The sequence below is a fragment of the Sphingomonas sp. KR3-1 genome, assembly GCF_040049295.1.
Lineage (GTDB): Bacteria > Pseudomonadota > Alphaproteobacteria > Sphingomonadales > Sphingomonadaceae > Sphingomonas.
Genome location: NZ_JBDZDQ010000007.1, coordinates 1 through 1,058, shown reverse-complemented (window position 1 = coordinate 1,058; position 1,058 = coordinate 1). Strand labels below are relative to the sequence as shown.

At 72.5% G+C, this 1,058-nt stretch carries 1 protein-coding gene; it reads right to left on the bottom strand.

Going from position 1 to position 1,058, the window contains the following annotated elements; genetic code table 11:
* Positions 1-59 precede the first annotated feature (59 nt).
* Positions 60-1,058, bottom strand: a 999-nt coding sequence (locus ABLE38_RS21215) for an autotransporter outer membrane beta-barrel domain-containing protein (RefSeq protein WP_348976250.1), incomplete at its 5' end; no start/stop codon positions are given.

Below are 1,058 nucleotides of genomic sequence, written 5' to 3'. Positions count from 1 at the left end.
GACGAAACGCGGCGCGGGGGGAGTTGGGATTCCGTACCCCGCGCCGCGTTACGGGTTCGTCAGAACCCGATCTTGACGCGGACGGAGGCGCGGCCCTCGCGGGTGTTGTCGCCGGCCGAGCCTTCGAGCGCGATGCCGAGGCGGACATTCTTGCTGGCGCGTGCATCGATGCCGACGCCGAGCGTGCCGAGCACCGGCGCGATCCGGACGCCCTGCACGCCGAAGCTGCCGGTGCCGGCCGGCGCGCCGCTGAAGCGGACATTGCCCAGCGTGTCGAGGTCGCCCGAATTGTAGCGCACGCCCATGCTCACCCACGGCATCGCCGTGCCCGAACCGGTCTTCACCGTGGCGCCGAGGCGCAGCTCGCCGCCGGCGGTGAACAGGTCGCGATTGGCCGCGGCCATCTGCAGCCCGAGCCCGCCGGTGGCGTTCTCGGTGAAGCCGTCCTGCTGGTTGCGGACCTTGCTCGCGCTGCCGATCAGGGCGAGGCGCAGGCCCTTGCCGAGCTCGGTGCGGAAGCCGCCGGTGACGCCCACCGAATAGCCGTCGGCATGGATGTCGCCGGTGGCGAGCGCGGTGGCGGTGCCGATGACCAGGGTGCGCTTGCTGTTGAGGTCGCTCGAATACCAGCTGCCCGAGGCCGCGATGAAGGCGACGCCCGCGTCGTAGCTGAGATAGCCGCCCAGCTGGTACTGGTTGCCGCTCACGGTCGAGTAGCGGCTGTCCATGTCCGAGTCGATCTGGGCGACGCCGCCGGCCACGCCCGCGGTGAAGCCGTCGATCCGCGTCTCGACGCCCATCGCGACGCCGGCCGTGGTGTTCTCGACCCCGGCATGGACGCGGTCGCCGAGCAGCTTCTGGTAGCCGCCATAGACCTGGCCCCAGATGCCGCCGCGGCTGTTGTCGCCGTCGGCCGCGCCGGGCAGCGACGCGCCGGCCAGGCTGCTGGCGAAGCTGCCGCCCGCCGTCGTGGTGGTGCGCACATCGGCCAGGCTCGCGCCGGCGAAGCCGCCGCCGACCAGCGCATCGCTGCCGTCGCCGACGCGCTGGCGCAGCAG